Genomic DNA, 21,866 nt, shown 5'->3' on the forward strand with positions numbered 1-21,866 from the left:
AATGACTTTAAGATTTTGGTTCTATATTATCACCTCCTAAATTTGACAAACAATTTACTTTTAATATTGTCAAATTTTAGGAGGTGAAATTTACATCAAGGATTCTCTAATTTATACCACTGTGTAGTCTTCAATAATTCACGTCTGTTTAGAATTTTCTGAGAAGCCATTTTTGGGGAATAATACTTCTCTAAATAATCTAATACAACTTTTTCGGATTCGCCTAAATCCCATAACTTATGGTTTTTCTGCATCCACCTGATTTTATCTTTCCAGCCTTCACGAGTAAAACGATGTTGCTGAATCAACTGTGTATTATGGCAAGCGGTACACTGTGCCTTTATCATCATCAAATTGGTATCGTTAATTAATCCCGTTTCTGAATCAATCGTCAACGAATCAGATAGATATGAGTTTTGAGTTTTGATTGCTGATTGCGGAGTTGAATACTTGGCTTGCTTGAAAGCAAAAAAAGTAATCAATATCGTTCCGACAAATAAATATATGTTGATAACTTTCATCTCGATGTTGGTTTATACGACTTTCACCGCAATTCTGTGACAAGCATTATTCAAATATCCGCCCGGATTCCACTGTGGAATTACCATTGGTTGCGTAATTCCTTCACTATCTGTTGCCTTTACCCATACTTCAAAATAGCCTTTTTGTGAAAAATCCAATGCTAAAGACCAATGTTGCCAAGCCAAACGATTTTTGGGAGCTTCCAAATTACATTTCTTCCAAGTAACACCATAATCAAGCGAGAGTGATACTTCATTGATTGTTAAATCACCCGCCCAAGCGTGTCCACGCAATGTAAGCGTTTTTCCAGCATCAATTACGGCCCCCGTTTTAGGATAAGTAATCAAAGATTTCACTGGCATCGCTCCAATAATTTTGAAATTTTCGGGTGTTTCAGCTAATTTTTCTCCCGGTTCTATTGGATGAATCGGTACTCTGTAGCTATGACCAGTCATTTTTTCGCCATCATGCTCCTTGTTTCTAACTACAATTTTATCTAACCATTTTCCAGAAACAGATGCAGGCCAACCCCCAATTACCAAACGAAGTGGAAAACCATGTTCCAAAGGAATATCTTTGCCATTCACAGCCCAAGCAATGAGCGTTTCGTCTTCCAAGGCTTTTTTAATAGGTACTCCTCTTGAAATTACCGACTTATTTGGTGTTCTACTCAAGTGAATATCTTGTCCGTAATAGCCAATATAAACGGCATCATCTTTCAAACCGACTTCCGCCAAAATATCTTTGAGCCTAACGCCCGTCCACTCAGCACAACTTACTGCTCCTTGCTCCCACTGGTTTCCAGAAGTCTGTGGGAAATAGCCCGAACGTCCATTTCCTCCACATTCTAAAGTAAGTTGATAAGTATAATGTTTGAATTTTTCCTTTAACTCTTTGAGTTTGTATGTCTTTGCCGTTTTAACAGATTCACCACCGATGGTTAAAGTCCAAGTATTAATATCGATATTGCCTTCTGGAATCAAGCCGTTATTACGAATAAACATTTTTTCCACAGGCGTTACTTTGTCGTCTAATAAATGTGGAGGTGTTTCTACATTCCAAGGTTTATCAGAAAGAATGATTAATTCTTTGTTTTTCCAGTGGGGCAAAACACCTTCAGCTGGCGTTAAAATTTGAGGAGTTTTTTGAGCAAAAGGAACGTTAGGAATAATTAACCCCAACAAGGTAGAGTAAGTGCTTTTCTTTAAAAAGTCTCGTCTGTCTTGAATCATTTTTTTCATTGTTAATTTGTCTTACAATAATGTACTAAAGTTTAAATCGACATTTTTAGCAAATCAGGTGGTTTGATTCTTCACTACAAAGTTGACTTATTTTAACATATTTAAAGCAATTTATTCAGTAAAAATAGTATTTCTATCCGCTTTTAGGATTTTATGCACTCAAAATAGAAACAACATTTAATATGAAAATATACAAAACTAAACAAGGAATTATCGTAGAATCGGCTGGTAAATTTTATTTATCTACTGAAAGCAATTGGGATATTTATGTAAATCGTGATGATTTATATGAACAAGTAAGCAAGGAAATTGCGACACTAACAGCCATTGAATGGGCTGGGAATGATATTCTTGCGCCTATCAGTCAACAAGAAATTTGGGCATCTGGCGTAACTTATATGCGTAGCCGTGAAGCTAGAATTGAAGAATCTAAAGATGCTGGTGGTGGCGATTTTTATGCTCGTGTATATGATGCAGAACGCCCAGAGATTTTCTTTAAATCGTCCGCAAGCCGTTGTGTAGGAACAAACGATTTTGTCCGTATTCGTAAAGATTCAGCTTGGAATATTCCTGAACCAGAATTGACACTTTTTGCTACTTCAAGTGGAAAAATTGTAGGTTATACCGCAGGGAACGATATGAGTTCAAGAGACATTGAAGGCGAAAACCCTTTGTATTTACCTCAAGCAAAAAGTTATGACAAAGCTGCTGCGATTGGACCATGTTTGTATGTAACGGATGGAGAAATCAGTCCTGATACTTTAATTTCGCTAGAGATTTTAAGAGATAATGTTTCACAATTTCAGGGAAGTATTGCCATCAATCGCATGAAGCGTAAGCATAATGAATTGATTTCATTCTTGTTTAGAGAAACATCTTTCCCTCACGGAGCATATTTGATGACAGGAACAGGCGTTGTGCCGCCAAATGAATTCACTTTAGCTGTTGGCGACGTCGTGAATATTTCTATTGAAGGAATTGGAACACTTACTAATACAGTAGAGCAAAAAGCATAAAATTTAATTTACTTGGTAGATTCTGACTGAATCTATCAAGTAAATTATTATTACAAAAACATTTCCTGTAAAGCCTTCCAAAGGGCTTTTTTCTTTTCTACATCATTTTGCAATTCACTCAAAGCATCTGAAAACAAAAAGCGAATGTTTTTTATTTCTTTAGTTTGATATGGATTGAGTGGAATTTCAAGCTTTATTTTCTGTAAAGCCACCCCAAAAGTGATAAAATGACTGATTAGATTCTGAGAAAAAGCAGTTCTAGCATTCATCTGGCTCAAATCAGCCAAGCGGACTAAATCTACTTGATTAAGATTTAATTTCACTGCCGTGAGAATTTTCCCCAATAAAGCTTGGTCCGCATCGCTACAATCATCTACCAAAATAACCACTCTATGGTTTGGCACAAAATGTAAAGGCTCTTGTACTTTCTCAACCTTTATTGTTGCTACAACTTGTTCAGCAATCGGTGCTACAATCTGTTTTTTTTCAATGGATACTTCTTCATTTAGCACCTTTTTTTCAGGAATTACATACAATTGTTCTCCTGCAAAAAGTTGTTGAAAAAGTATGGTATTATTCTCAGGCATTATCTCCTACAATTAACATTTTAACAAAAACTTCCCTACAAATTTCAAGCAATCTTCTGGTTCTTCAACCATTCCCATGTGTCCTACTTCATCAAGAATTGAAGAAGAGAAAAACTTAGGAATCATAATTTGTGCTTTGGCATCTGCTGGATTTACACTTTTATCTTTTTCTCCGATAATAAACATTACTGGACAACGCAAAGATTTTAATACATGCTTACGGTCTGGACGGTCACGCATGGCTTCCATACCTGTAATCAATGCTTCGACAGGCAAAGTTGAAGAAGCTTCAATATGTTTTTGAATAATTTCAGGATACTTTTTAGCAAAAGCTTCCGCATATAAATTAGGCGTTGATACTTTGATAAAAGCTTCAGCTCCGTGTGTTTTCAAAAACTCTACATTCTTATCTCTAGCGGCCTTTTTTTCATCGGAATCTGCAAAAGCAGTAGAATGAAAAAGTCCTAAGCCCAATACTTTCTCAGGATATTTTTCAGCAAAAGCTAAAGCGATATAACCACCCATCGAATGCCCAATGATAACACATTTTTCAAATCCTTTTGAAGTAACTTCTTTTTCAACAAAATCGGCATAATCTTCAATGGATTTCAAATTACTCAGTCGTGCATATTCTGGAACAATCATGTAAAAATCCTTCTGTAAAAAAGGTACATAACCACTCCAAATGGTAGCATCTTCACCAAAACCATGTAATAATACAACTGCTTTTTTCATAATATTCATTCACGAACGCTAACCAAAAGGTTTCATTCGTTTTATTTTAATGATTTTTCGGGATTTCTCTCCCTCTAAATTTTAGTAAGAATCCAAGTAAACACACAACCAAACTTCCAAAAAACAATACACTTAACCACTGATTATAATACATAATGGCGAACATACATACGACAGACAACACAAGGGCAATCAAGGGAAAATATGGATAAAATGGTGCAATAAATGGGCGGTCGAGTGTTGGTTCTTTTTTACGCAAAGCCAATAAACTCAACATACTCATCGCATACATTACCACAGCACCCAAACCCGACATGATGATAATTTTATCAGTCGTTCCCGTAAAAATAGCGATTGCTCCCACAAATCCTCCTGCAATCAAAGCCCAATGTGGCGTATGATATTTTCTGTTGACAACTGATAAAAATTTAGGCAAATAACCAGCACGAGCCAAAGCAAAGATTTGTCGAGAGTAACTAATCGTGTTACAATGAAACGAAGCAATCAAACCAAAGAGTCCTAAACTAGCAAATATTTTCGAAAGACTATTATTTTTCCCCAAAGCCATAGAAAGCGTTTCGGGCAAAGGATAGTCAATATTACTTAAAGTTCGCCAATCGCCAACACCTCCGCTCAAAATCATTACTCCCAAAGCTAAAATCACTAAAGTAATAATACTTGAAATATAAGCTTTTGGAATCGTCGTTCGTGGTTCTTTTACTTCTTCTGCTACCATTGCCACGCCTTCAATCGCTACAAAAAACCATATAGCAAAAGGTATTCCAGCAAAAACACTGTTAGCAGTAATCGTCGGAGGATTATGTGCCAGAAAATTTTCTGTTTTGTAAAAAGGAAAAATAACCGCAATAAAAATTATCAGTTCTACGACAGACAAAATCGTAACAAACAGTGAAAAACGGGCAGATTCTTTAATTCCAAAAAGATTAATCGTGATAAAAATCACATACATCCCGATAGCCGTTGGCACAACTGGAATAGCAGGATGTAAAAAATTTACATAGCTTCCCAAGGCATAAGCGATGGCTGGCGGTGCTAATAAAAAATCAACCAAAGTAGCAAAACCAGCAATGAAACCTCCTACTCTTCCAAAAGCACGATGAGCGTAATCAAAAGCGCCACCCGCATGAGGAATAGAAGTAGTTAGTTCAGTATAAGAAAAAATAAAAGTAACGTACATCACCGTTACCAATAAAGTAGCGATTAAAAAGCCAATTGTTCCAGATGAAGCCCATCCATAATTCCAGCCAAAATATTCACCCGAAATCACAAGTCCAACTGCAATTGCCCATAATTGAGTGGTGTTGATTACTTTCTTTAAGGTTGGTTGATCCTTCTCAGTTATCGGCTGTCGGCTGTCGGTTGTTTGCATAAGTTTATAATATTAATAAGGATTAAAATATTGATGAATTGGTAATGCTATATATTATTAAACTAGATAAAATACACCCTTTAAATTAAGAAGGAAACCACTAAATATTCTTTAAAACCTATTTCTAAAAGTAAAACCTCAAAAACTATCGCTAAAAATTGAAGACCGAAAGCTGACGACTGAAAGCCATTTTACAATTGGCAATTAAACAAATATACAAAAGGCTCAGAGAATCTCTGAGCCTTTTGTATTAAATTCTAAATAGATAATGTTGCTTACTAAGCTGTTACTTTCAGAATACTTACAAGTTTATCCACCACATAATCAATCTCTTCTACCGTATTATATTTCGAAAACGAAAATCTCACGGAAGGTCTTTCAGGGGAAACATTCAAAGCTGTTAACACGTGTGAGCCAATATCCGAACCACTCGTACAAGCACTTCCGCCCGACGCTGAAATTTTGTTAATGTCTAAATTAAACAAAAACATATCTGCTTCTTCAGATGGTGGAAAACTTACATTTAGAACTGTATAAAGACTTCTTTCTAAATTAGCTGAATCTCCATTGAATTCGATACCATCTAATTCAGTACTTAGTCTATGAATCATTCTGGCTTTCAATGCCTCAACGTGTTTTCTATGCTCATCCATTCCTGAATAGGCAATTTCTAATGCTTTTGCTAAACCTACAATTCCATACACATTTTCAGTACCGCCACGCATATTTCTTTCTTGTGAACCACCATGAATAAATGGCGTGATTTTGTTTTTCGCATTGATATACAAAAAGCCAATCCCTTTTGGTCCATGAAATTTATGTGCCGCACCCACCAAAAAATCTATTTTCAATTGTTGCAAATCATGACGATAATGCGCCATCGTTTGCACAGTATCCGAATGGAAAATTGCGACATAATCTTCACATAATTGTCCGACAACATTCAAATCTAATAAATTACCAATTTCGTTATTTCCGTGCATTAACGAAACCAATGTTTTTGGATTATCACGCAGTAATACTTCTAAATGTGTTAAATCAATGTGACCTTTATCGTCTAGTTCAACATAACTCAATTTGATTTTACCTTTTTTAGCCATGTACTCCAAAGTATGCAATACGGCATGGTGTTCTAAACGAGAAGTAATGGCATGAGTAATACCAAAGTCTTCAATAGAGCGAACGATGGCAGTATTATCAGCTTCTGTTCCACCAGAAGTAAAGAAAATTTCAGCGGGCGAAGTATTCAATAAACCAGCGATTGATTTTCTAGCACGTTCAATCGTATTACGCACTTCACGACCATGAGTATGGATGGATGATGGATTTCCAAAACTGGATTCCATCATGGGTAACATTGCATCGATAACAGCTCTATCCATCGGAGTTGTTGCTGCATTATCTAAATAAATTCTATTCATTGTTTTGATGAAGTCTATTACTTCTGTCTGTTTAATCGGATTTCTTATAAATGCAAAATGTCAGCCCACGTGTGGTCTGACATTTCATCAAATTGGTATCTTAATTTTTCCTTAAAAATCATACATAAACGAGAAAGCTACGTTTCTTAAACTTCCGTTTGTTAATTCTCTATATTCGATTTTCACGGCTCTCTTCCAGCTCATTCCAATACCTACAACGGCATCTCCTCCAAATTTATCCATCACTGATAAACCTACATTTACATAAGGTCTTATATTTTTTTTACCAAAGTGCATACCTCCTAAAACGTTCGCCCCAAACACTTGAAGTGCATCATCGTAATTAGGGTTTGCAAATTGTCCGCTTGACTCTCTTATGTTATTATAATTAGCCTCTACTAATAAAAAAGTATTTCTAAAATTTCTAGGAAAATTTATCCTCAAGGCCAAACCAGCAATCCAATTACTTGGATTGTTCACTTTTAAAAAATGTCCGCCAACTGCTCCTACAGAATATGTAATTTTTTCATCTTTACTTTTACTCGTATTAACTATAAATGCGGAATTATTACCCTTACATTTTAAATATGATAGGCAGATTTTTAAAATTTCTTTTTTAGTATAAGCTAGATTATCATTAATTTGAATAGCACTACAATCAGCCAATAACGCTCTCAGTTGACTAATGTAACCTTTCTTGCTTACCATGTACAAGATATTTTCTTTATTGTAGCGATATTCTTCTGAAAAAAACAATTCCTGAAAAGTATTATCTTTTTCAAGAAACAAATGGACTTTCTCATTTGAATCCACAAATTCTAGAAGTGTGATTATGTCTGTTTTTAATAATACCCTTAAAAATCTATCCCCTTCAAACAAAGTAGGAACAGTCTCAACATTAATTGATTTCTGGTTGTTGACATCCACAAAGATTTTTATCTTTTTTGATAAGTACAATTCATTGTGTACTGTAAACTCGTCTGCACTTTGTGAATCAATTAGGTCTGGGTAAGCATCTAAAGTGGATTTAAATTGAACACTTTTAGGCGTTCTAAGCCAATTTTCATAATTGATAAAACCTACAACCTTTTTACCATCTTTAATAAAGTATCCTTCTTCATAGTTTTGAGCATAACTTGATGAAAAGATAAATAGGATAGTTGAAATTAATAATAATATTTTCATGTAGCTTGAGTTTTAAATTGTCAATAAATAAGTGTATTCTCGGTAAATAAAATAAGTCAATACTATTTCCCTGAAACAATTTCCTTTATATCACTTATTAATTTCTTTGCTAAATTATCAGCCTTTGTAATAGAATCTGATTCTGAGTAAATTCTAATAATTGGCTCTGTATTTGATTTTCTGAGATGAACCCATTCTTTATCAAATTCAATTTTCACACCATCAATATCGTTAATTGGGTTCTTAGAATATTTCTTTTTAATCGCTTCTAATACTCCATCAACATCAATTTCGGGAGTCAATTCAATTTTATTTTTTGAAATATAATACTCTGGATAACCTTTTCTGAGTACAGAAATTCGTTTTCCTGCTTTTGCTAAATGTGTTAAAAACAAAGCTATTCCAACCAAAGCATCACGACCATAATGTAATTCTGGATAAATAATTCCTCCGTTTCCTTCGCCACCAATTACTGCTTTCGAAGATTTCATCAAAGTTACTACATTTACTTCACCTACTGCCGAAGCATAATATTTGCCTCCAGCTTTTTCAGTAACATCACGCAAAGCACGAGTTGAAGAAAGATTTGAAACAGAGTTCCCTTTTTTGTTTTGTAAAATATAATCAGCAACGGCCACTAAAGTATATTCTTCCCCAAATGGTGAACCATCTTCACACATGAAACAAAGTCTATCAACATCAGGATCTACAACGATTCCTAAGTCAAATTTACCTTTTTCCATTGCGTTGGTTATATCTGTTAAATTTTCAGGCAATGGCTCAGGATTATGAGCAAAATGTCCTGTTGGTTCGCAATGTAATTTTGTAATTTGTGTTACACCGAGTGCTTCTAATAACATCGGTACAGCTATTCCTCCAGAAGAGTTTACTGAATCAATGATTACTTTAAAATCTTTATTTTTAATCGCTTCAACATCAACCAATGGTAAAGCTAAAATCAAATCAATGTGCTTTTGAAGCCAAGTATTGTCTTGGGCATAAGTACCCAATTTCTTAACATCAACAAAATCAAAATCCTCATTTTCAGCAATTTGAAGCATTTCTTCTCCATCATTTCCTGAAATAAATTCGCCAGTAGCATTCAATAACTTCAATGCGTTCCACTGAATAGGATTATGACTTGCCGTTAAAATAATTCCTCCAGCTGCTTTTTCAGCAGGTACAGCCATTTCAACGGTTGGTGTTGTAGAAAGTCCTAAATCAATTACACTTAAACCTAAACTTTGTAGCGTTCCTGTTACTAATTTGGAAACCATGTCGCCTGAAAGACGAGCATCACGCCCTACTACAATTTTAAGTGTTTCGGGGTTTTTCCGCTTTAACCAAGTGCCAAAAGCAGCTGTAAATTTAACAACGTCTAAAGGTGTTAAGGCTTCTCCCGCTTTTCCACCTATAGTTCCTCTGATGCCCGATATTGATTTGATTAGTGTCAATTGCTTAATAAAATTTTAAGGAGATAGTTAAATTATCAAAAACTAAAGTTAATATAAAAAAGCCTGTTTCTTAAAATAAACCCTAATTGTATCAATTTAATTGTACATAAATTTATCTAACGGTAATTTTTTGTTTTTCATAATGTTTTTTCTAACCCCAATATGCTCAAAAGCAAAATTCATTTTAGAAAAAACGATATTAACATAAAAGCCTTCAAACTGTAAAGTCTGAAGGCTTCTGTTAACCGACATGGATTCGAACCATGAATGACAGTACCAAAAACTGTAGTGTTACCATTACACCATCGGTCAATTTAATTCTTTTGTGATTTGACTTGTTAATGAAAGAATTCTTGAAACGATGTTTCAAGAATTCTTTTGTTAACCGACATGGATTCGAACCATGAATGACAGTACCAAAAACTGTAGTGTTACCATTACACCATCGGTCAATCGCAATTGAATTGTGGTGCAAAATTAGTAGTATAATTTGGTTTTGTCAAGCTCTTTTTTCAAAAATTAATTATTTACATCCATTCAACTTCCTAAGTAATTGAATATTTGTTCATTAACATTTCAAAAAAAGGTTCGAATTTATCTGCAAATATTCTTTTATAATGAAACTCCGCTTGTTTCTACCGTTGGAGCAATCTTTTTTACCAAACCTTGTAATACTTTACCCGGACCACATTCTACAAAAACAGTTGCTCCGTCTTCAACCATATTTCTTACAGATTGCGTCCAACGAACAGCACCTGTCAATTGTGAAATAAGATTTGCTTTAATCGTTTCAACATCTGTTGAAGGTTGAGCATTTACATTTTGGTAAATCGGACAAGCTGGTTGTTCAAAATGAGTTGCTTCAATCGCTGCTGCTAATTCTTCACGTGCAGATTCCATCAATGGTGAGTGAAAAGCACCGCCAACTGGTAATAATAATACTCTCTTCGCTCCTGCTTCTTTCAATTTTTCGCCAGCTTTTGCCACGCCTTCGTTTGAACCTGAAATCACTACTTGACCCGGACAATTATAATTAGCTGCAACAACTACTTCATCTGTAATAGAAGCACAAATTTCTTCAATTACTTCATCTGACAGGTTTAAAACCGCTGCCATCGTAGAAGGATTGTTTTCACAAGCTTTTTGCATGGCTAAAGCACGTGCAGAAACTAATCTCAATCCATCTTCAAAACTCAAAGCACCAACAGAAACTAAAGCAGAGAATTCACCTAATGAATGTCCAGCAACCATTTCTGGTTTGAAATCAGCCGTTTCTTTCGCTAAAATAACAGAATGCAAGAAAATAGCTGGCTGAGTTACTTTAGTTTGTTTGAGTTCTTCGTCTGTTCCTTCAAACATAATATCTGTAATACGAAAACCTAAAATTTCGTTTGCTTGCTCGAATAATGCCTTAGCTGATGCTGAATTATCATAAAGGTCTTTACCCATGCCCTTAAATTGAGAGCCTTGACCCGGGAAAACGTATGCTTTCATTTGAATAATTAAATGAATGTGAGTAAAATAAGTAAAAAGAGTATAGCGTTTCTATGACTCTAAAAGTCCGCAAAATTAACTATTCAAATCAACTATTTACTATTCGTTCAGAGAAATCTTTCTTTTAAATCAGGACTTGGCATTCTACAAACCTCCGATTTCCCGAAGAGTTTATAACGATTCTTTGCTACCAAATCATAAAAAAAATCAAGGATAAAAGTAGGCAAAATACTGAATACCGATAAATACTTCCAAAAACCTGATAAATCTTTGGCAATTTCTAAAGCTGCTTCTGATTTAATGTATAAACGATTGTTTTTCAACAAAATAACCGAATCAAAATCTGAAGTATTTCTATCATACTTTTTCAATACTTCATATCCAAAATCAGATTGCAAAGAGGCAAATTTAAAACGCTTTTGAGGGTCATGGTCAATCACAAAATTGATGGAAGCATTACAAAAATTGCATACGCCATCAAATAGAATTACTTGTTGCCCCACTAAAGGCGTGTGTATATTTCCCATAAAATATTATCTTAGTAAAGCAAGTTTAATCGGAAGTCTAATAAATAATGCAAATTAAACTTTAATCATTCAGAATATGACTACAACCATCATTATTGCCATCTGTTCGCTATTATTAATTGCTTACGCATTTGACTTGACGTCTTCTCGAACAAAAATTCCTTCGGTAATATTATTACTTCTTTTAGGGTGGTTAGTAAAACAAGTTACTACTTTAGCACAAGTACAAGTGCCAAATCTTAACCCAATCTTACCTGTTTTAGGCACTATTGGTTTAATATTAATTGTACTAGAAGGTGCTTTAGAATTAGAATTGGATAAATCAAAAATTCCAGTCATCAAAAAATCATTTATAGTAGGCTTTTTCCCAATATTAATTCTAGCATTTTTCTTAGCTGGGGTATTCCAATATTTTGGAGATACTGCATTTAAAAATAACCTCATAAATGTTATTCCACTTTGTGTTGTGAGTAGCGCAATTGCCATTCCAAGTGTGAAGAATTTGAAAGCACACGACAAAGAATTCATTATTTACGAAAGTAGTTTATCAGATATTATCGGAGTACTTTTTTTCAATTTTGTGGCTTTAAATGCTTCTATTAGCTTTAATTCTTTTATGGAATTTGGCTTAGAATTACTCGTTATTATTATTGTTTCATTTATTTCTACAGCTACTTTATCCTATTTACTGAGTAAAATAGACCATCCTATCAAATTTGGGCCTATTATTTTACTGGTAATATTGATTTACGCTATTGCAAAAGTGTTTCATTTACCAAGTTTAATTTTCATTTTACTTTTAGGACTTTTCTTGGGGAATCTCGACAAGCTCAAGCAATTCTCTTGGATTCAGCGATTAAAACCTGAACAACTAGAAACTGAAGTCAATAAATTTCATGAGTTAGTTGCTGAAGCTACTTTCTTAATTCGAGCTTTATTTTTTTTGTTATTTGGTTATTTGATTGAATCTAGTGAAATTTTAAATACAGATACTTTGAGTTGGGCTGTAGGCATTGTGTTAATGATTTATTTTATTCGAGCCATTCAATTGAAACTATCAAAACTTAAACTTAAACCTTTACTTTTTGTGGCACCAAGAGGATTAATAACCATTTTGCTTTTTTTAGCCATTGAACCTGAACAGCATATTCCACTCATGAATAAATCATTAATCATCCAAGTAATTGTATTAACAGCATTGGTCATGATGTTTGGACTGATGAATGTTAAGCAAAATGAACAAAACCAACAAGAATAAATGTTAGCAGATTAATTGTTTAAATTAAGTTAATTCATAAGAAATTGAATATTAAATCCTTACGCAAAATTATGCTAACTGTTCTTATTTTTGTTGCCTTTATTGCTATTGGCATCTATATTTTTATGCAACAAAATGTTTTTGGGAAAGATCCTTCTGGTAATCGTTTAGAACGTATCGAAAAATCACCCAATTATAAAGACGGTTCTTTTCAAAACCTTTCTCTTACAGAAGTAATGCCCAAAGATGCGTCTTATTGGGGAATGTTTAAAGATTTTTTAAATAAACCTAAAACTGTAGAACCAGAACAAGCCATTCCTTCTATTAAAACAGATTTAAAAAATTTACAAGCTGAAAAACCAACAATTGTTTGGTTTGGACATTCTTCTTATTTGATTAAATCAAAAAACACAAGCATTTTGGTTGACCCCGTTTTTAGCGGTTCGGCTTCGCCTGTTTCATTTTTTGGAAAAGCATTCAAAGGTGCTGATGCTTATGAAGTAGAAGATTTTCCGAATATCGATATGCTTGTGCTTTCGCATGACCATTACGACCACCTTGATTACGTGACTATCAGTAAATTAATTCCAAAAGTAAAGAAATTCTATACAGCACTAGGCGTTGGCGCACATCTTGAACATTGGGGAGTAAAACCTGAAAATATTGTTGAATTTGATTGGTGGGAAAGCCAGAAAGTAGCCGATAATATCACAATTACTTCAACGCCAGCAAGGCATTTTTCAGGACGAGGTTTTACTCGTGGAAAAACACTTTGGTCTTCTTTTGTTTTGAACATTGATGGTTACAACATTTTTATCGGAGGAGATTCCGGTTATGATTATCATTTTAAAACCATTGGCGAAAAATTTGGACCATTTGATATTGCTTTATTAGAGAATGGACAATATGGAAAAGATTGGCCATTAATTCATACTTCGCCTGAAGAAACTGCTAAAGTAGCCGAAGAACTAAAAACCAAAGTATTGATGCCTGTACATTGGGCAAAATTTGCTTTAGGTTATCATGCTTGGAACGAACCTATCAATCGCTTAACAAAAAGTTTAGCCCATTCAAACATCAAACTAACAACTCCAGTAATTGGTGAGCCAGTGGTTTTAGATAGTATTTATCCACAAAAAGTCTGGTGGAATTTTTAAAATTTTGATGTATTACAAAGCCACACATACTTTTCATTTGCTTCTTTTATATTTGTGAGTGGTCAAACGAAACGAGCTTTAAAATCTAAATATTACTCAAAACTATGAAAAGAAGAGATTTCACTAAAAACATTATTGCTGGTACTGGTTTGGCAACTTTGCCTTCATTCGCAAAATCGTCAGATAAAGTAAACTTAGCAACTCCTCAACCTGTATTTAAATTAAAATATGCTCCACATTTTGGTATGTTCCAAAATTCGGCTGGAAAAGATGAAATCGACCAATTGAAGTTTATGCACGAAATGGGTTTTCGTGCTTTAGAAGATAATGGCATGATGGGTAGAAGCCCTGAATTACAAAAGAAAATAGGCGATACAATGGCTAAATTGGATATGTCTATGGGCGTTTTTGTAATTGATGGTGGTGATAACTGGAAAACTTCTTTGGCAACTGGCAAGCAAGAGTTCAAAGATGTTTTTGTGAATACTTGTAAAAAAGCGGTAGAAGTAGCCAAACGTTGTAATGCTAAATATATGACGATTGTACCCGGTTATTTCGAAAGAAATCTTCCGATTGGTGTACAAACTGCTAACGTGATTGATGCTTTTAGAAGAGGTGCTGAAATTTTTGAACCGCACGGTTTAGTAATGGTGATGGAACCGCTTTCGGATAATGCTGATTTATTTTTACGTCATTCAGACCAATCTTATTTGATTTGTAAAGCGGTAAATAGTCCGTCATGTAAAATTTTATTTGATATGTGGCACATGCAACGCAACGAAGGACGTATGACGCAACACATGGATTGGGTTTGGGATGAAATTGCGTACTTTCAGATTGGAGATGAACCAGGTAGAAAAGAACCAACAACGGGTGAAGTAAATTATAAATTCTTATTCAAACATATTCACGAAAAAGCAAAAGCGACCAATAGAGGTGAATTTATTTTGGGAATGGAACATGGAAATTCTATCGGCGGAAAAGAAGGTGAGATGAAATTGATTGAAGCCTATCGTGCTTCTGATTTGGCTTAAATATGTAATTTTTCAATAGGGTTGGATAAATCCAATCCTATTGAAAAAATTAAAATCTACTTCCTACCATAATCAGCAGGGTTTTCGCCCCAAAATTCAGTTTCCCATTTCAGGATTTTATTGCTGTATTTATTGTTCTGTAACCAAAGTATTCCTCTATCTACTAATTGAAAAAGTTCTTCATTTTTAGCATTTCGTTCAAGCTTAGTTTTTACCGCTTTATTTTTTATCCAGCTAATAGCCGTTTTTGAATCTGAATAAATTGGCAAGGTAGAATTATGCTTCTGCAAAAAAGCTAAACCGTGCACTATCGCCAAAAACTCACCAATATTCACCGTTCCTTCAGGAAATGGTCCCATCGAAAACAGTACTCTTTTAGTAGCAGTTTCAACGCCTTGATACTCTAGTTTCCCCGGATTTCCAGCGCAAGCCGCATCTACAGAAATACTTTCTTGTAAAGGTTTTCCAACTAACGCCGCAGATTTACTTGATTTGCCAGTAGCATTACTTTGTGTTTTCTGAACCGATTGCCAATAATTTCCTTTGAAGGCATCATCAGCTTCTTTTCTGCTTTCGAAAGATTTATATTGAGCCGTTTCAAAACCTTTTACTTGTTCTTCTGCCTCTGCCCAAGTTTCAAAAACGCCTGTTTTGCGTCCTTTCCAGACTACATAAAATTTTGGTTTCTTTGCCAATGTCAATCTATTCTTTAAATTCTTCCTAAAACGATTATCCAATTCTTGATTTAATAATTTTAATAGAAATCGCTAATAAAATTACCCCAAAAACTTTTCTTAAAACATTTGCTCCTACTTGTCCTAAACGGTTTTCTATCCATTGAGAAGCTCGCAAAACGGTGTAGATAAATACTAAATTCAATAAAATTCCAACCAGAATATTAATTTCATCAAACTGAGATTTCAAGGAAAGAATCGTAGTCATCGTTCCTGCACCAGCAATTACTGGAAAAGCCAATGGTACAATAGAAGCGGCTTTTGCTCCACCTGTTGATTCTTCTGATTTAAAAATACTTCTGCCAAGTGTCATTTCTAGCCCAATCAAGAAGATGATTAAAGCCCCAGCAATGGCAAAAGAATTAATATCAACCCCAAAAAGATTTAAAATAGATTTTCCAACATATAAAAAACCAATCATGATTCCACCTGAAACTAGCGTTGCTTGTTCAGCGTGAATATCTCCAGTTTTTCTACGAATATCAATAATGACAGGAATTGAGCCTAAAATATCAATGACTGAAAAAAGAATGAGTGAAACCGAAATGATTTCTTTAAAATTTAATTCCATTGCTATGATTGTAAAATTTCTTTGAGTTTACTTATTTCGAACGGTTCAATGGCTGGAAAATTAGCAATTCTAAAAGTTGTATTTTTCCAAGTACCGTAGCCATTTCCCAACGTAATGCCTGCTATTTTAGTTCGCTCTTTTATGGCTTTAATTTGTTGTTCGTTACCTTGTACAGCAATTACAGTATCTGACTGTATTTCAATATTTTGCGTTAAACAATTTAAACCAAATTTATCAGAACTATTAAAGAAATCATACCAATCTTTCGCTTGTCTTTTAATTTTTTCTGAAATCACGGAAATATTAGAAATATCACTTAAAACTTTATTCAACAAATAAATACTTAGTACATTTGGCGTATAATGTGTTTGAAATTTGGCAAAGTTTTCTTGCATGAACAAAAGACTATTATAGTATTTTCTATCATTAATTTGTTCGGCTTTTGCCAAAGCTCTTGGCGAACAAATCATGATGCCCATACCAGCAGGCAAGCCTAAACACTTCTGAACAGAAGCAAACCAAACATCTCCATTTTCCCAATCTAATTCAATTCCACCCAAAGATGAAGTAACATCAATAGCAATAATACTTTCTGAAAAAGTTTTTCTGAATGAACTAAAATCTTTGATTTGCGTACCATTAGAAGTTTCATTTTGAGTCAGACAAAGCACTTCTACTTCTACATTCAGTGCTAAGTTTACAGATGGATTTTCTGTTAATGAAAAAGGAATCCTATCGGTCTTCTCTACTATTTTGCTACTATAATCTGCCCATTTTTCGCCAAAAGCTCCATTATAAAAATGCGTTGTTTTTTGAGCAGTAAGCGACTGCGCAATAATTTCCCAAGCCTCTGTCGCCGAAGAAACAAAGTAAATGCTGTAATCGGTTGGAATATTCAGTTTTTCATGCAAAAGCTGGATAGCACTTTTCGTGATTTCCATACATTCTGCACTCCGATGATTAATACTCAAAACACCTTCTTCAAAAGCATTTTGCATATATTTTGCAACTTGCGGATAGACTTTTGAAGGGCCAGGATAAAAAGTTATCATTAGTTGGTATTTTTCGATGAACGAAGAAATGAGTAAAACACTTCTATTATTTCACTCATTTCTTAAAGCTAAAAGACTATAAATACGTCTGAATCGCAAAATCGTAGCCTCGCAAGCCAAATCCAATAATAATTCCGATAGAATTTTTACTGATATAACTATGATGACGGAATTCTTCACGCTTATGAACATTTGAAATATGTACTTCAACAACGGGTGTTTTTACACCAGCAATGGCATCAGCTAAAGCAATTGAAGTATGGGTAAAAGCACCAGCATTTAACACAATACCGTCGTAAGAAAAACCAATTTCATGAATTTTATCAATCAAAAAGCCTTCATGATTCGACTGAAAATATACTAAATCTACTCTATCAGAATACTTATCTTTTAATACTTCAAAATATTGCTCGAAAGTTTGGTGACCATAAATTTCTGGTTCACGTTTGCCCAATAAATTCAAATTTGGACCATTGATGATGATGATTTTTTTCTTTGACATTGTTTTTCTAAATGAAAGGTTATTCCAAATCTGTAAAGCAATGCTTCACAAATGGTTTTTGACTATCTTTGAATTAATTCTGCGAAATTAAAATCATTGTTTCCTATTTTAATTCAAATTTTCAATAAATCCCCAGCAATAATATCTATGCTATGGCAAAGCTATCTAAAAAATTTCAAAAGCTATCTTACTTTAGAACGTTCTCTTTCTGAAAATTCGATAGAAGCTTACCTTCGTGATGTTCATAAATTATGGCAATACCTCGAAATTGCTGGCGAAAACGACATCAATCCTGAAACCGTCAACGATAAGCATATTTTTAATTTCTTTACTTACATGGGCGAATTGGGCTTAGAAACTACTTCACAGGCTCGTATTTTATCAGGTTTAAAAGCTTTTTTTAAATATCTTTTATTGGAAGATGTCATAAAAACAGACCCAATGGATTTGATGGCTTCCCCAAAAATTGGCAGAAAATTACCTCCTACTCTTTCTTTTCCTGAAATAGAAAAAATATTATCTGTCATCGACCTTTCTACGCCCGAAGGAGCAAGAAATCGTGCTATTTTAGAAGTACTTTACAGTTCTGGTTTACGAGTTTCTGAATTGGTTGAAATGCAATTAACCGAATGTTTTTTAGACATTGGTTTTATCAGAATTATCGGAAAAGGAAATAAAGTAAGGCTTGTGCCAATTGGTAGAGATGCCATTCATTATCTTGAAATTTACTTAGAAAATATTCGAAAATATCAGGTAATAAAAGAGGAAGCAGGTAATTATGTTTTTTTAAACAGAAGAGGAAACAAACTTACCAGAGTAATGATTTTCCTGATTATCAAAGACTTAGTAGCACAAGCTGGCATTCATAAAAACGTGAGTCCGCATACTTTTAGGCATTCATTTGCCACACATTTAATAGAAGGCGGAGCAGATTTGCGTGCAGTTCAGGAAATGTTGGGACATGAATCAATTACAACTACCGAAATTTATACTCATTTAGACCGAGAGTATTTACAACAAACAATTGTAGATTTTCATCCAAGAAGTAAAAAACATCTTAAAGTTTGATATGATTTCGAATACGACTCAAACTATCAGGATGAATGCCTAAATAGGAAGCCAAATCTTTGATGGGGATTAATCTCAAGGCATCTGGCTGGTTTTCTAGTAAATACAAATACCGCTGTTTTGCATTTTTGGAAATCAACGAATAAGTACGTTTGCTTTCACGAACGTACAATTGTTCAGCAATCAATCGATGAAAACGTTCGGCATTTTTAGATTTTTCCATCAATTCCAACACTTTCGGGTAATATAAACGAAAAGCATTCACTGCTGTTACAGCCTGAATTGAAATATGAGAAACTTGTTGAGATAAACAAGAAGCAAAAGAGCTAACAAAATTACCTTTAAAGCCCAAATCAACACAAATTCCCTTACCATCTTGCGTAAATGCTTCGTATTTAACAGCACCTTCAATGATGAAATAAGCATATTTTTCTACCTCACCACGAACGGTTAAAAATGCTTTTTTAGGAAACGAAACTTCTTCAAGTAATTGTTTATAAAATTCCCATTCTTCCGTAGAGAAATTCGCAAGCTTAAAAATCGACTCTTTAACAAGATTCGTTTTATCGAAAGGGAAGTAAACCATATTCTGATTGTCTTAATTCAATATCAAAAAAAATGCTGAGTTTAGTTTAAAACTACACTCAGCATTCAACAAAGTTAAAAATATTTCTGGTTTCAATGTGATTTTTTAATTCCACATAAGATACGTGACTAGGTCATTATCTCTTTCCACTTCTTCAATGATTTCCAGTGGATAGTCAAATTTAATTTCTTTTGAATCCGTTTGAGTAAAAGTAATTACGTAGCCGTTCGATTTTAAATTAACAACTACCCCGTCTCCATAATCCGTATGGCGGATACGTGAGCCAATGCCTAAGATTGGGTTTAACATGATGATTATATTTAAATGATTAAACTTGCTTATTCCCTTATACAAACTAAACCAGCCGACATCAGAAATAAGCTTAGTGGTTGAGCTCGTAAAGTTAATAAACGTAATTTAATATTTATATAATATACATATAATTATTTTTTTTATTAATATAATCATATTTCATGTTTGCGCCAATCAGTTTTTTTCATCGTCAATCCTCTGGAAATGGAATATAGATGAAACTTGCGAAATCTCTATCTAACACAAAAAGACAGCAGTATTCATCAGCGTCTTTGTAACTTGACTGAAAAACCTCTAAATTTTCTTCTGCAATTATTTCTCTTTGTACAAATTCTTCCACAAACGAAGCATGATAATTCCAAGTATTTCCACTCATTTCGTGAATACCAATTAGCTTCTGTCCGATTTGAACTGGATTTTGTGAAACTGCAAAAATTGGGAATTTAGAGAACCCTCTCGTTCTGATTTGGTATGATGCTTCTTTCAAAAATTCTGCAACTAGAGCAAAATCAGCAGAAATAATTCCCAAATATTTCCCATTCAAATCTGGAGAATTGGGTGCATTCGATATGGCTGTGTAATCTTCAATCATTGTTTTTTTATTTTGTGGACTTTGGGATTTGAAGACTTGAGGATTTTGAGACTTGAGGACTAATTTTAAGAATCTTATTTTTAGATTAAATAAAATCTTAAAGTCCTCCAATCCTAAATCTTAAAGTCCTAAAGTTTTCGAGTCTTAAAAGCTAAAATCTCGCCGCAGACAGCAAACTTAAATCTTTATAATTCAAACCAAACTTCTTGGCGATGTTGGCATTGGTTAAGCTTCCTTTGAAAGAATAAACTCCTTTCATAAATGCTTTATTGGCAAAAATTGCCTCTTCTATTCCACCAGTTTTTCCAGTTTTCAACAAAAAGGAAGTAAAAATATTACTCAAAGCCTGACTTGCTGTATGCGCTACTCTCGAAGGAATATTCGGCACACAATAATGAATAACGCCGTATTTTCTAAAAATGGGCTGGTCGTGCGTGGTAATTTCTGAAGTTTCAAAACAGCCTCCTCTATCAATACAAACATCAATAATTACGGAATCAGGCTTCATCATCGAAACCATTTCTTCAGTAACGATACAAGGTGTGAAACCATCTTCTGCACGCAAAGCACCAATTACAACATCAGCATCACGAATCGCTTGTGTTAGCACATTAGAATCAATGATACAAGTATAAATATTTTGACCAACCGAATACTTCAATCGCTGTAATTTAAAAATATCCTTATCAAATACTTTCAAATCTGCTCCCAAACCAATGGCGATTCTTGCTGCATATTCTGAAACAGTTCCCGCTCCTAGAATCACTACTTTAGTGGGCGGTACTCCAGTAATTCCACCTAAAATTACGCCCATTCCATTATTGGCACTGCTCAAACATTCGGCAGCAATGAGCATTACAGTACTTCCCGCAATTTCGGACATGGCACGAATAATAGGTATTCCGCCGGCATTATCTTCAATATATTCATAACATAAGCCCGTTATTTTCTTGCGATTCAACTTTTCGAAATACTCTTTCGTCAGTTTCGACATATTTAGCGAAGAAACTACCGTTGCGCCATGTTGTAAATACTCAATTTCATCATCAGTCAGCGGTTGGATTTTTACAATTACATCTGCTTTGAAAAGCTCTTCGGTTGAATAAACTATTTGCGCTCCTGCTTCAGAATATTGATTATCTGTAAATTTTGCACCATTCCCAGCTCCTGTTTCAATCAATACTCTATGCCCATTTCTGATTAGTAAAGCAACGGCATCAGGTGTTAGCGAAATCCTATGCTCTTGCATCGATACTTCACGAGGAAGACCTATGAAAAGGCTTTTGGCATTTTGTTTTGTCCAAACTAATGCCTCTTGCGTCATTAATCCTGACTGAGCAAGTACTTCTTTAAATCCTGAGGGTTGAGCCATTTTGATTGCTTAATTTCAATTACGATAAGCTGAATGTTTGAAGACAAACATCAATG

The 21,866-nt window shown here is 34.2% G+C and carries 23 protein-coding genes and 2 tRNA genes; 5 read left to right on the top strand and 20 right to left on the bottom strand.

Going from position 1 to position 21,866, the window contains the following annotated elements:
- Positions 1 to 95: 95 nt before the first annotated feature.
- Positions 96 to 521 (bottom strand): hypothetical protein, encoded by a 426-nt coding sequence (locus ABID42_RS00325; RefSeq protein ID WP_367281984.1) that lies wholly within the window; start codon positions 519 to 521, stop codon positions 96 to 98.
- A gap of 12 nt (positions 522 to 533) precedes the next feature.
- A complete protein-coding gene (locus tag ABID42_RS00330) occupies positions 534 to 1,763 on the bottom strand; it encodes a sulfite oxidase (RefSeq protein WP_367281985.1) in 1,230 nt (409 codons plus the stop codon).
- A gap of 182 nt (positions 1,764 to 1,945) precedes the next feature.
- On the opposite strand from ABID42_RS00330, the gene ABID42_RS00335 reads away from it, so the two are divergent.
- Entirely contained in the window at positions 1,946 to 2,779 is an 834-nt protein-coding gene (locus ABID42_RS00335) for a fumarylacetoacetate hydrolase family protein (RefSeq protein WP_367281986.1), read from the top strand.
- 50 nt (positions 2,780 to 2,829) lie between these two features.
- On the opposite strand, the gene ABID42_RS00340 is transcribed toward ABID42_RS00335, so the two are convergent.
- The 10 genes from ABID42_RS00340 to ABID42_RS00385 all read right to left on the bottom strand — a co-directional run bounded on the left by ABID42_RS00340 (position 2,830) and on the right by ABID42_RS00385 (position 11,572).
- A complete protein-coding gene (locus ABID42_RS00340; RefSeq protein WP_367281987.1) occupies positions 2,830 to 3,366 on the bottom strand; it encodes a DNA polymerase III subunit psi in 537 nt (178 codons plus the stop codon).
- A 12-nt stretch (positions 3,367 to 3,378) separates the two neighbouring features.
- The gene (locus ABID42_RS00345) at positions 3,379 to 4,101 is read right to left on the bottom strand and encodes an alpha/beta fold hydrolase (RefSeq protein ID WP_323254751.1); all 723 of its coding nucleotides are present in this window, start codon (positions 4,099 to 4,101) and stop codon (positions 3,379 to 3,381) included.
- Positions 4,102 to 4,147: 46 nt separating this feature from the next.
- Entirely contained in the window at positions 4,148 to 5,491 is a 1,344-nt protein-coding gene (gene eat / locus ABID42_RS00350; protein ID WP_367281988.1) for an ethanolamine permease, read from the bottom strand.
- Positions 5,492 to 5,769: 278 nt separating this feature from the next.
- Positions 5,770 to 6,912: a cysteine desulfurase family protein gene (locus ABID42_RS00355; RefSeq protein WP_367281989.1), complete on the bottom strand. Its 1,143-nt coding sequence runs from the start codon at positions 6,910 to 6,912 to the stop codon at positions 5,770 to 5,772.
- Positions 6,913 to 7,023: 111 nt separating this feature from the next.
- Positions 7,024 to 8,097 carry a hypothetical protein gene (locus ABID42_RS00360; protein WP_367281990.1) on the bottom strand — a complete coding sequence of 358 codons (1,074 nt, stop codon included), beginning with the start codon at positions 8,095 to 8,097 and terminating at the stop codon, positions 7,024 to 7,026.
- A 62-nt stretch (positions 8,098 to 8,159) separates the two neighbouring features.
- Positions 8,160 to 9,551 (bottom strand): phosphoglucosamine mutase, encoded by a 1,392-nt coding sequence (glmM, locus tag ABID42_RS00365; RefSeq protein ID WP_367281991.1) that lies wholly within the window; start codon positions 9,549 to 9,551, stop codon positions 8,160 to 8,162.
- A gap of 241 nt (positions 9,552 to 9,792) precedes the next feature.
- A tRNA-Gln gene (locus ABID42_RS00370) sits at positions 9,793 to 9,863 on the bottom strand.
- Between the two features lie 69 nt (positions 9,864 to 9,932).
- A tRNA-Gln gene (locus ABID42_RS00375) sits at positions 9,933 to 10,003 on the bottom strand.
- Positions 10,004 to 10,163: 160 nt separating this feature from the next.
- Positions 10,164 to 11,045, bottom strand: coding sequence for an ACP S-malonyltransferase (gene fabD / locus ABID42_RS00380; RefSeq protein ID WP_367281992.1), 882 nt, complete (start codon positions 11,043 to 11,045; stop codon positions 10,164 to 10,166).
- Positions 11,046 to 11,152: 107 nt separating this feature from the next.
- On the bottom strand, positions 11,153 to 11,572 hold the full coding sequence (locus ABID42_RS00385; protein ID WP_367281993.1) for a thiol-disulfide oxidoreductase DCC family protein: 420 nt from the start codon (positions 11,570 to 11,572) through the stop codon (positions 11,153 to 11,155).
- Between the two features lie 76 nt (positions 11,573 to 11,648).
- Here ABID42_RS00385 and ABID42_RS00390 point away from each other — a divergent pair, with 76 nt between their 5' ends.
- The 3 genes from ABID42_RS00390 to ABID42_RS00400 all read left to right on the top strand — a co-directional run bounded on the left by ABID42_RS00390 (position 11,649) and on the right by ABID42_RS00400 (position 15,021).
- On the top strand, positions 11,649 to 12,830 hold the full coding sequence (locus ABID42_RS00390) for a cation:proton antiporter (RefSeq protein ID WP_367281994.1): 1,182 nt from the start codon (positions 11,649 to 11,651) through the stop codon (positions 12,828 to 12,830).
- Positions 12,831 to 12,901: 71 nt separating this feature from the next.
- The gene (locus tag ABID42_RS00395) at positions 12,902 to 13,987 is read left to right on the top strand and encodes an MBL fold metallo-hydrolase (protein WP_367281995.1); all 1,086 of its coding nucleotides are present in this window, start codon (positions 12,902 to 12,904) and stop codon (positions 13,985 to 13,987) included.
- Positions 13,988 to 14,091: 104 nt separating this feature from the next.
- Positions 14,092 to 15,021, top strand: coding sequence for a hydroxypyruvate isomerase family protein (locus ABID42_RS00400; protein WP_323254734.1), 930 nt, complete (start codon positions 14,092 to 14,094; stop codon positions 15,019 to 15,021).
- 56 nt (positions 15,022 to 15,077) lie between these two features.
- Here ABID42_RS00400 and ABID42_RS00405 read toward each other — a convergent pair whose 3' ends face one another.
- From ABID42_RS00405 to aroQ, 4 genes are all read right to left on the bottom strand, one after another.
- Entirely contained in the window at positions 15,078 to 15,716 is a 639-nt protein-coding gene (locus ABID42_RS00405; RefSeq protein ID WP_367281996.1) for a ribonuclease H1 domain-containing protein, read from the bottom strand.
- A gap of 34 nt (positions 15,717 to 15,750) precedes the next feature.
- Positions 15,751 to 16,326 (bottom strand): MarC family protein, encoded by a 576-nt coding sequence (locus ABID42_RS00410; protein WP_323254730.1) that lies wholly within the window; start codon positions 16,324 to 16,326, stop codon positions 15,751 to 15,753.
- A 2-nt stretch (positions 16,327 to 16,328) separates the two neighbouring features.
- Complete coding sequence (locus ABID42_RS00415) at positions 16,329 to 17,378, bottom strand: aminotransferase class V-fold PLP-dependent enzyme (RefSeq protein ID WP_367281997.1); 1,050 nt, start codon at positions 17,376 to 17,378, stop codon at positions 16,329 to 16,331.
- Positions 17,379 to 17,454: 76 nt separating this feature from the next.
- The gene (aroQ, locus tag ABID42_RS00420; RefSeq protein ID WP_367281998.1) at positions 17,455 to 17,880 is read right to left on the bottom strand and encodes a type II 3-dehydroquinate dehydratase; all 426 of its coding nucleotides are present in this window, start codon (positions 17,878 to 17,880) and stop codon (positions 17,455 to 17,457) included.
- 147 nt (positions 17,881 to 18,027) lie between these two features.
- Here aroQ and xerD point away from each other — a divergent pair, with 147 nt between their 5' ends.
- On the top strand, positions 18,028 to 18,948 hold the full coding sequence (gene xerD, locus ABID42_RS00425; protein WP_367281999.1) for a site-specific tyrosine recombinase XerD: 921 nt from the start codon (positions 18,028 to 18,030) through the stop codon (positions 18,946 to 18,948).
- On the opposite strand, the gene ABID42_RS00430 is transcribed toward xerD, so the two are convergent.
- The 4 genes from ABID42_RS00430 to ABID42_RS00445 all read right to left on the bottom strand — a co-directional run bounded on the left by ABID42_RS00430 (position 18,938) and on the right by ABID42_RS00445 (position 21,810).
- Positions 18,938 to 19,534 (bottom strand): Crp/Fnr family transcriptional regulator, encoded by a 597-nt coding sequence (locus ABID42_RS00430; RefSeq protein WP_367282000.1) that lies wholly within the window; start codon positions 19,532 to 19,534, stop codon positions 18,938 to 18,940. The two genes, xerD and ABID42_RS00430, sit on opposite strands and share 11 nt — an antisense overlap.
- Positions 19,535 to 19,639: 105 nt before the next feature.
- The gene (locus ABID42_RS00435; protein ID WP_367282001.1) at positions 19,640 to 19,843 is read right to left on the bottom strand and encodes a hypothetical protein; all 204 of its coding nucleotides are present in this window, start codon (positions 19,841 to 19,843) and stop codon (positions 19,640 to 19,642) included.
- 193 nt (positions 19,844 to 20,036) lie between these two features.
- Positions 20,037 to 20,438 (bottom strand): hypothetical protein, encoded by a 402-nt coding sequence (locus tag ABID42_RS00440; RefSeq protein ID WP_323328417.1) that lies wholly within the window; start codon positions 20,436 to 20,438, stop codon positions 20,037 to 20,039.
- Positions 20,439 to 20,589: 151 nt separating this feature from the next.
- The gene (locus ABID42_RS00445; RefSeq protein ID WP_323254718.1) at positions 20,590 to 21,810 is read right to left on the bottom strand and encodes an alanine dehydrogenase; all 1,221 of its coding nucleotides are present in this window, start codon (positions 21,808 to 21,810) and stop codon (positions 20,590 to 20,592) included.
- Between the last annotated feature and the right edge of the window lie 56 nt (positions 21,811 to 21,866).

The sequence above is a fragment of the Arcicella rosea genome, from assembly GCF_040543805.1.
GTDB classification, from domain to species: Bacteria; Bacteroidota; Bacteroidia; order Cytophagales; family Spirosomataceae; genus Arcicella; species Arcicella rosea.

What these genes read in the sequence shown, in the direction of transcription:
- ABID42_RS00430 (WP_367282000.1), bottom strand. Translation starts at nt 19,534, where the DNA reads ATGGTTTACTTCCCTTTCGATAAAACGAATCTTGTTAAAGAGTCGATT.
- ABID42_RS00335 (WP_367281986.1), top strand. Translation starts at nt 1,946, where the DNA reads ATGAAAATATACAAAACTAAACAAGGAATTATCGTAGAATCGGCTGGT.
- ABID42_RS00415 (WP_367281997.1), bottom strand. Translation starts at nt 17,378, where the DNA reads ATGATAACTTTTTATCCTGGCCCTTCAAAAGTCTATCCGCAAGTTGCA.
- ABID42_RS00400 (WP_323254734.1), top strand. Translation starts at nt 14,092, where the DNA reads ATGAAAAGAAGAGATTTCACTAAAAACATTATTGCTGGTACTGGTTTG.
- ABID42_RS00325 (WP_367281984.1), bottom strand. Translation starts at nt 521, where the DNA reads ATGAAAGTTATCAACATATATTTATTTGTCGGAACGATATTGATTACT.
- ABID42_RS00395 (WP_367281995.1), top strand. Translation starts at nt 12,902, where the DNA reads ATGCTAACTGTTCTTATTTTTGTTGCCTTTATTGCTATTGGCATCTAT.
- ABID42_RS00355 (WP_367281989.1), bottom strand. Translation starts at nt 6,912, where the DNA reads ATGAATAGAATTTATTTAGATAATGCAGCAACAACTCCGATGGATAGA.
- ABID42_RS00440 (WP_323328417.1), bottom strand. Translation starts at nt 20,438, where the DNA reads ATGATTGAAGATTACACAGCCATATCGAATGCACCCAATTCTCCAGAT.
- ABID42_RS00345 (WP_323254751.1), bottom strand. Translation starts at nt 4,101, where the DNA reads ATGAAAAAAGCAGTTGTATTATTACATGGTTTTGGTGAAGATGCTACC.
- eat (WP_367281988.1), bottom strand. Translation starts at nt 5,491, where the DNA reads ATGCAAACAACCGACAGCCGACAGCCGATAACTGAGAAGGATCAACCA.
- ABID42_RS00330 (WP_367281985.1), bottom strand. Translation starts at nt 1,763, where the DNA reads ATGAAAAAAATGATTCAAGACAGACGAGACTTTTTAAAGAAAAGCACT.
- aroQ (WP_367281998.1), bottom strand. Translation starts at nt 17,880, where the DNA reads ATGTCAAAGAAAAAAATCATCATCATCAATGGTCCAAATTTGAATTTA.
- xerD (WP_367281999.1), top strand. Translation starts at nt 18,028, where the DNA reads ATGCTATGGCAAAGCTATCTAAAAAATTTCAAAAGCTATCTTACTTTA.
- ABID42_RS00435 (WP_367282001.1), bottom strand. Translation starts at nt 19,843, where the DNA reads ATGTTAAACCCAATCTTAGGCATTGGCTCACGTATCCGCCATACGGAT.
- fabD (WP_367281992.1), bottom strand. Translation starts at nt 11,045, where the DNA reads ATGAAAGCATACGTTTTCCCGGGTCAAGGCTCTCAATTTAAGGGCATG.
- ABID42_RS00385 (WP_367281993.1), bottom strand. Translation starts at nt 11,572, where the DNA reads ATGGGAAATATACACACGCCTTTAGTGGGGCAACAAGTAATTCTATTT.
- ABID42_RS00360 (WP_367281990.1), bottom strand. Translation starts at nt 8,097, where the DNA reads ATGAAAATATTATTATTAATTTCAACTATCCTATTTATCTTTTCATCA.
- ABID42_RS00410 (WP_323254730.1), bottom strand. Translation starts at nt 16,326, where the DNA reads ATGGAATTAAATTTTAAAGAAATCATTTCGGTTTCACTCATTCTTTTT.
- ABID42_RS00390 (WP_367281994.1), top strand. Translation starts at nt 11,649, where the DNA reads ATGACTACAACCATCATTATTGCCATCTGTTCGCTATTATTAATTGCT.
- ABID42_RS00445 (WP_323254718.1), bottom strand. Translation starts at nt 21,810, where the DNA reads ATGGCTCAACCCTCAGGATTTAAAGAAGTACTTGCTCAGTCAGGATTA.
- ABID42_RS00340 (WP_367281987.1), bottom strand. Translation starts at nt 3,366, where the DNA reads ATGCCTGAGAATAATACCATACTTTTTCAACAACTTTTTGCAGGAGAA.